Source organism: Actinoplanes sp. NPDC048791, assembly GCF_040650095.1.
In the GTDB taxonomy this organism is placed as follows: domain Bacteria; phylum Actinomycetota; class Actinomycetes; order Mycobacteriales; family Micromonosporaceae; genus Actinoplanes.
Window position 1 is genome coordinate 1 of the sequence record NZ_JBEZGQ010000501.1, and the last position, 6,080, is coordinate 6,080.

At 68.4% G+C, this 6,080-nt stretch carries 7 protein-coding genes and 1 pseudogene; 6 read left to right on the top strand and 2 right to left on the bottom strand.

The features are described from left to right. Nucleotides 1-52: 52 nt before the first annotated feature. Together AB0C29_RS29185 and AB0C29_RS29190 are read right to left on the bottom strand one after the other, a co-directional pair. A complete protein-coding gene (locus AB0C29_RS29185) occupies nucleotides 53-1,555 on the bottom strand; it encodes a cell wall anchor protein (protein ID WP_360826610.1) in 1,503 nt (500 codons plus the stop codon). Between the two features lie 339 nt (nucleotides 1,556-1,894). After that, nucleotides 1,895-2,806 carry an LPXTG cell wall anchor domain-containing protein gene (locus AB0C29_RS29190; RefSeq protein WP_360826613.1) on the bottom strand — a complete coding sequence of 304 codons (912 nt, stop codon included), beginning with the start codon at nucleotides 2,804-2,806 and terminating at the stop codon, nucleotides 1,895-1,897. Nucleotides 2,807-3,158: 352 nt separating this feature from the next. On the opposite strand from AB0C29_RS29190, the gene rsmD reads away from it, so the two are divergent. The 6 genes and pseudogenes from rsmD to AB0C29_RS29220 all read left to right on the top strand — a co-directional run. Continuing rightward, on the top strand, nucleotides 3,159-3,734 hold the full coding sequence (rsmD, locus tag AB0C29_RS29195) for a 16S rRNA (guanine(966)-N(2))-methyltransferase RsmD (protein ID WP_360826615.1): 576 nt from the start codon (nucleotides 3,159-3,161) through the stop codon (nucleotides 3,732-3,734). Continuing rightward, the gene (gene coaD, locus AB0C29_RS29200; RefSeq protein WP_212992112.1) at nucleotides 3,731-4,210 is read left to right on the top strand and encodes a pantetheine-phosphate adenylyltransferase; all 480 of its coding nucleotides are present in this window, start codon (nucleotides 3,731-3,733) and stop codon (nucleotides 4,208-4,210) included. The genes rsmD and coaD overlap by 4 nt, the downstream gene beginning before the upstream one ends. A gap of 92 nt (nucleotides 4,211-4,302) precedes the next feature. Then, nucleotides 4,303-4,800 (top strand): hypothetical protein, encoded by a 498-nt coding sequence (locus tag AB0C29_RS29205; protein WP_212992111.1) that lies wholly within the window; start codon nucleotides 4,303-4,305, stop codon nucleotides 4,798-4,800. A 90-nt stretch (nucleotides 4,801-4,890) separates the two neighbouring features. Then, entirely contained in the window at nucleotides 4,891-5,472 is a 582-nt protein-coding gene (locus AB0C29_RS29210; protein WP_360826618.1) for a DUF177 domain-containing protein, read from the top strand. Nucleotides 5,473-5,522: 50 nt separating this feature from the next. Continuing rightward, nucleotides 5,523-5,696 (top strand): 50S ribosomal protein L32, encoded by a 174-nt coding sequence (gene rpmF, locus AB0C29_RS29215; protein ID WP_097318372.1) that lies wholly within the window; start codon nucleotides 5,523-5,525, stop codon nucleotides 5,694-5,696. A gap of 91 nt (nucleotides 5,697-5,787) precedes the next feature. Continuing rightward, nucleotides 5,788-6,080, top strand: a pseudogene (locus AB0C29_RS29220) (phosphate acyltransferase PlsX); the annotation flags it as partial.

Genomic DNA, 6,080 nt, shown 5'->3' on the forward strand with positions numbered 1-6,080 from the left:
GTGCGCCGGCCCTTTCCGGCCGGCGCACCCCCTGTGATGCCTTGCTGGTTGATCAGGCGGTGAAGGTCACCTTGCGCCGCCGGGCGATGAAGAAGAACACGCCGCCCGCGACGAGCAGCAGGACCGCGACACCCGCGATGCCGCCGGCCACCGGGCCGGTGACGGGCAGGCCGGGCTCGTCGGTGTCGTCGCCGCCACCGTTGCCGCCGCCGGCGCCGCCGCCGTTGTCACAGTCGACCTCGCCGAGCGTGGCCTTGATCGGCTCCACGCCCAGGTCGGGGAACTCGACCGTGGCGTACGTGTCGTCGCCGCGCTTGAAGGTGATCTTCTCGGTCTTGCCGGCCGCCACGGTGACGTCCTTGACGTCGTTGCCGTACGTGACCCGCGCGGTCGCCGGCTGGACGCCCTCGGGGTTCTCGACGGTGATCGTGACGGTCTTGCAGTCGTTCTCGACGACGACGCTCGGCAGCTCGCAGTCGGCCGGCGGCGTCCAGTCGTAGACGACGTCCTTCATGTCCGGGGCCGAGACCGTGATCGAGCCGGAGCCGGCCGGGACCACGACGGTCTCGCCCTTGCCCTTGGTCACGGTGACCTTCTTGGTGAACTCGCCCGCCTTGACCGTGAACTCGATCGGGTACTTGTCGGTCAGGCCGTCGTTGCTCAGGTTGATCGCCACGGTGCCGTCACACTGCGACAGCGGCTCGACCGCGGGGGTCTGGCAGCCCTTGGAGCCGCCGTTGAACCAGCCCTGCGGGCCCTTCGAGCGGGCGCCGAGGCCGTTGCTGCTGCCCAGCTTGAGGTTGTCGTAGCGCTTACCACCCTCGGTGATCTCACCGATGATGTCGTCCTCGCCGCCGAAGAACAGGTCGACCTGGGTGTTGCACTTCGGCACGTCGACGTTCAGGTCGACCGAGCGCTTCTCGTTGGTGATCGTGCCCGTGTCGGAGTCGAACTTGTACTGCGGCACCGAGAACTGCGGCTTGGGCGCGAAGTAGGAGACCAGCGTGACCGGCTCGCCCTCGCAGAGGGTGATGCCGTCGTCGAGGGAGACGGTCGCGGTCGAGCCGTCCTCCTTGACGCCGAAGGTGTGGTGGAAGCTGGCCTTGTCCGCGGTGACGCAGGGGGCCTCGTCCTTCACGCACGGCTCGGTCAGCTTGACCGAGCCCTTCTTGACCTCGTTCTCGTAACCGTCGTTGGACCAGCGCGACTTGAAGGAGACGGTGGCCTCCTTGGTCGCGTCGCCGGTCACCTGCTGGGTCACGACCAGCTCGCCGTCTTTGCCGTGGCTCTTGGCCGGGATGACCGTGCCGTTCTGCAGCCCCTCGACAGCGGTGGGCGTCGTGCTGAGCTCGCCGACCGTGGCGTTGGCGGGCCAGTCGTTGGTGAGGGTCCAGGTGACGATCCGGGTGCCGGTAGCGGTGTCGCACTTCGCGACACCGTTGATGCCGGTGTCGTGGGCGCTGGCGGGGGACGCGGCGACCGTGAGTCCGGTCAGGCCGAGGACGGCACCGGCGAGGACGGTCGCGGCGCGCCGGAGCGGGGAGTTCAACTTCACGCGTACTCCATGTGACGGCGGAACGAGGGGCACGACACAGGGAGACAGCGCGCCACCGCCGGGGACAGCGGGGCTTGCGACAGCGCCTCCCCGCGCCGTCGAACCGACAGCGTTTCGTCGGTGATGCGGCCTGACGATAGCCACTGGACGGTTCCTGGGAAACAGCTCAGGACGGCTTAAGACTGTTGAGGCCCAGCCGAGACAAACGATCTACTCAGCGGCACTTCATCAATGCGGTAAGTGTTGATCAATGGGGACTTTCTGTCGCAAGTGGACAGCGAAAGGGCGCGCCGACCGTGACGGTCGACGCGCCCTTCGTTGGCGCTACTGGCTGGCGGATCAGGCGGTGAACTTCACCTTGCGACGGCGGGCCATGAAGAACAGGCCGGCACCGACGGCCAGGAGGGCACCCGCGCCACCCGCGATGCTGCCCGCGGCGGCACCGGTCAGCGGCAGGCCACCACCGCTGCCGCTGTTGTCACAGTCCTCGGGCTGCTCGTACTCGACCGGGATGGTCTCCGAGAAGGCCTTGCCGTCGACCGTGGCCGAGATGGTCAGGTCGATCTTGAAGCCCGTCGTGGCGCTGAAGGTCTCGGTCTTCTTCTCGCCCGGCTTGATGACCAGCGTGCGGGTCTCACCCTTGCTGGTCTTGAACTTGAGGGTGAACTCGATGCCGTCGGCCGGGTTGTCCAGGCCGATCGTCATGGTGTCGCAGTCGGCCTCGAAGATCGGCTCGGGCTCGCCCGGCAGGTCCGACGGGATGACCGGCGGGGTCGAGGGCTCCTCGGTCGGGGTCGACGGCTCCTCGGTGGGGGTCGACGGCTCCTCGGTCGGGGTCTTCTCGCACTTGCCCTCGAAGGTGACCGTGCCGGTCTCCGACGCGTTACCGGTCGTCCACACGGCCTTGACGGTCAGCGAGGAGCTGCTCTCACTGCCCGGCACGCGCTGCACGCCGGTCAGCGGCTTGTTGTTCTCCAGGTCCTTGCCGTTGACCTTCAGGTCCTGGTTGTCGATCGTGGTGCCCGCGGGCGTGAGGGTGACCTCGGTCCACTTGTAGGTCGGAGCGTTACCGACCGCCTGGACCTTCCAGTCCACGACCCACTCGCCGGCGACCTTGTCGCAGCTGGACTCGCCCTTGACGATGTTGTGGTGGGCGCTGGCCGGGCCGGCGAGCGCGAACGCGCCGCTCAGGCCGATGAGCGCGCCGGCGGCCAGAACCGCGGTGCGGCGCAGGGGGGACTTCAGATTCACGCCTACTCCTGTACAGAGATCGAGGGGTACGGCGCGGGAAAGCAAGGGCGGCAATCGCCAGGCAATGGGTGCGGCGAGAGCCAGCGACGACGCCTCCCCGCATCGTCGAGCCGACAGCGTTTCGTCGGCGGCCGACCGACCATAGCCAAGTCGGCGAATCTGAGTAACACCGAAAGCGCAGCTAACCGGGTTGATATCTATTCGAGATCTTCGTTGAGCCGTCAGCTGTCGCATCGATGCGGTACGTGAGCACGGGACCGGTACCGATGGGTAAAAGTTCACTCCGGAGTGGCCGGTCACCGGTGGTGGCGTAGCGTCAGATCGTGCTATCTGCAGACCCTCGCGAGGCCGTATGACCAGGATCATCGCCGGTGCACACGGTGGCCGCCGGCTGGCCGCGCCGGTCGGCGCGCAGACCCGGCCCACCGCCGATCGGGTGCGGGAGGCCTACTTCAGCGCCCTCGGCACCATGACGGACCTGGCCGGCGCCCGGTTCGCCGACCTTTACGCCGGTTCGGGAGCGGTCGGCCTGGAGGCCCTGTCCCGGGGTGCGTCCTACGCCCTGCTCGTCGAGGCCGACGCCAAGGCGTCGCGGGCCATCCGCGACAACATCGTCACGCTCCGCGTCGGCAGCGCCGCCCGGTTGATCACCGGCAAGGTCGGCCAGGTGCTCGCCGGCCCGCCCGAGGGCGGTCCGTTCGACGTCGTCTTCGCCGATCCCCCGTACGCGGTGAGCGACGACGAGGTGGCCGAGGTGCAGCAGGCGCTGGTCGAACACGGCTGGCTCGCGGACGACGCCGTGGTGACCTTCGAGCGCTCCAGCCGTACGGCGGTCCGGGGTGAGCCGTTGAGCTGGGTGGACGGCATCACCGAGGAACGCAGCCGGCGCTACGGCGAGACCACTCTTTGGTACGGTCGCCGATCATGAGACGCGCGGTCTGTCCCGGGTCCTTCGATCCGGTCACCAACGGCCACCTCGACATCATCGGACGGGCCAGCCGGCTCTTCGACGAGGTCATCGTGGGCGTCCTGATCAACCACTCGAAGACCGGGCTGTTCGCCGTCGAGGAACGCATCGGCATGCTGCGGCAGGCCACGGCCGCGTACGACAACGTACGGGTCGAGTCCTTCCACGGTCTGCTGGTCGACTTCTGCAAGGCCCAGGGCGCGGCGGTGGTCATCAAGGGCCTGCGCGCGGTCAGCGACTTCGACTACGAGTTGCAGATGGCGCAGATGAACATCGGTCTCTCCGGCGTGGAGACGTTGTTCATGCCGACCAATCCGCTGTACTCGTTCCTGTCCTCCAGTCTGGTCAAGGACGTGGTCAAGTGGGGTGGGGACGCCTCGTCCTACGTCCCGGACTTCGTCGGCGAGCGGCTCGTGACCAGACTGCGGCAAAACTGACGGCGTGCCCTTCGCGGATGCATCATCGGGTACGGCAGTAACGTGATCGCACCCACTCAGCGTGAGTGTGAGATGACAGGAGTGAGGCGCCGGTGGATCCGCTCGACCGCATCGACGAGATCATCTCCATGGTGGAGGCGGCACGCTCGGTGCCGATGTCCCGGACCAACTTCATGTTCGACCGCGGCGAGATGATCGCGCTGCTGGAAGAGCTGCGCGCTGAGCTGCCGAGCGACCTGCGCCGGGCGGTGGCGCTGCTCGAGGAACGCGACAAGATCATCGACGCGGGCAAGCGGGAAGCGGACCGGATCATCGGCGAGGGTGAGACCGAGCACGCCCGGCTGGTCTCGGTCAACGAGATCACCGTGTCGGCCGAGCACGAGGGTGCCCGGATCGTCGCGGAGGCCCGGTCCGAGGCGCAGCGGCTGCGCGAGGAGGTCGACGACTACGTCGACACCGCGCTGGCCAACTTCGAACAGTTCCTGACCAGGGCGTTGTCGTCGATAGAGCGGGGCCGCGACAAGATGCACGCGCTCCGCGAGATCGGCACCTTCCAGGGTGAGGAGAACGAGCGGCCGCTGCCGTTCTGAGCCGGCCCGGGCCCGCCGACCCGATTCGACGCTGGGCCCGCTGCTCAGGTAACCTTTCCTGTCGGCCTACCCACAGGCTGAGGAATCATGATGCCCAAGCACACGCAGAACCACCTCGATCCCAGGCAGCCGCTGGTCGTCGACACGACGAAGCTCCCGCGCCAGCCCGGGGCGACGCGCGCCCTGAAACGGGTGGTGCCGGCACCGCCGGACCTCGGTGTGGAACTGATCTCGGTGCCCACGGGTTCCGACCTCGAGCTCGATCTGAGCATGACGTCGGTCTCCGAGGGCGTCTACGTCAGCGGCAACGTCCGTGGCTCGCTCTCCGGCGAGTGCGGTCGCTGCCTCAACGACATCTCGGAGCCGTTCGACGTCCACATCGCGGAGCTGTACGCCTACGCGGACAGCACCACGGAGGAGACGACGGACGAGGACGAGGTGGGCCGGATGCACGGCGACCTGCTCGACCTGGAGCCGGCGGTACGGGACGCGGTGGTGCTCACGCTGCCGACCAACCCGGTCTGCCGGCCGGACTGCCCGGGGTTGTGCCCGGAGTGCGGGGTGCATCTCGACGACGTCCCGGCTGACCACAGCCATGACGAGGTCGATCCCCGCTGGGCCGCCCTGCGCGACCTGCCGACGGTGGCGTCACCGCAAGACCCGAAGAACTGAAGATCCTGAACTGAGCAAGACCCCGAAGATCTGATCGAGGAGTAGGTACCGTGGCCGTCCCCAAGCGCAAGATGTCGCGCAGCAACACCCGGTCCCGCCGGGCGAACTGGAAAGCGACCGCGGTCCAGACCGTGGCGTGCCCCCAGTGCAAGTCGCCGCACCTGCCGCACACTGCGTGCGGGGTCTGCGGCACCTACAACGGCCGTCAGGTCCTCGAGGTCTGAGCACCACGGAGTGACTAGCCCGACTTCCGGGCGGGTCGCACCTGAGCGGCGAACGTCCGGTGCTCAGGCTCCGGGACAGTCGGGCCGGGTCATCTCGGTCACGACTGCACCGGAGCCGGGCACCGCGCGGATCGCCGTCGACCTCCTCGGCGGGGACCATGCTCCCGCCGTCGTGGTTGACGGCGCTCTGCGCGCCTGCCAGGCCGATCCGTCCCTCCAGCTGCTTCTCGTCGGCCCCCCTGAGGCTGCCGACGCCCTTCGGCGTGCCCTGGCCCCGGCCGACCGCGACCGGGTGACCAGCATCACCGCCCCGGCCGGCCCAGCCGACCAGGAGGCTGCCGCCCGCCGCACCGGCCCGGCCGACCACGAAGCGGCCGCTGGCCG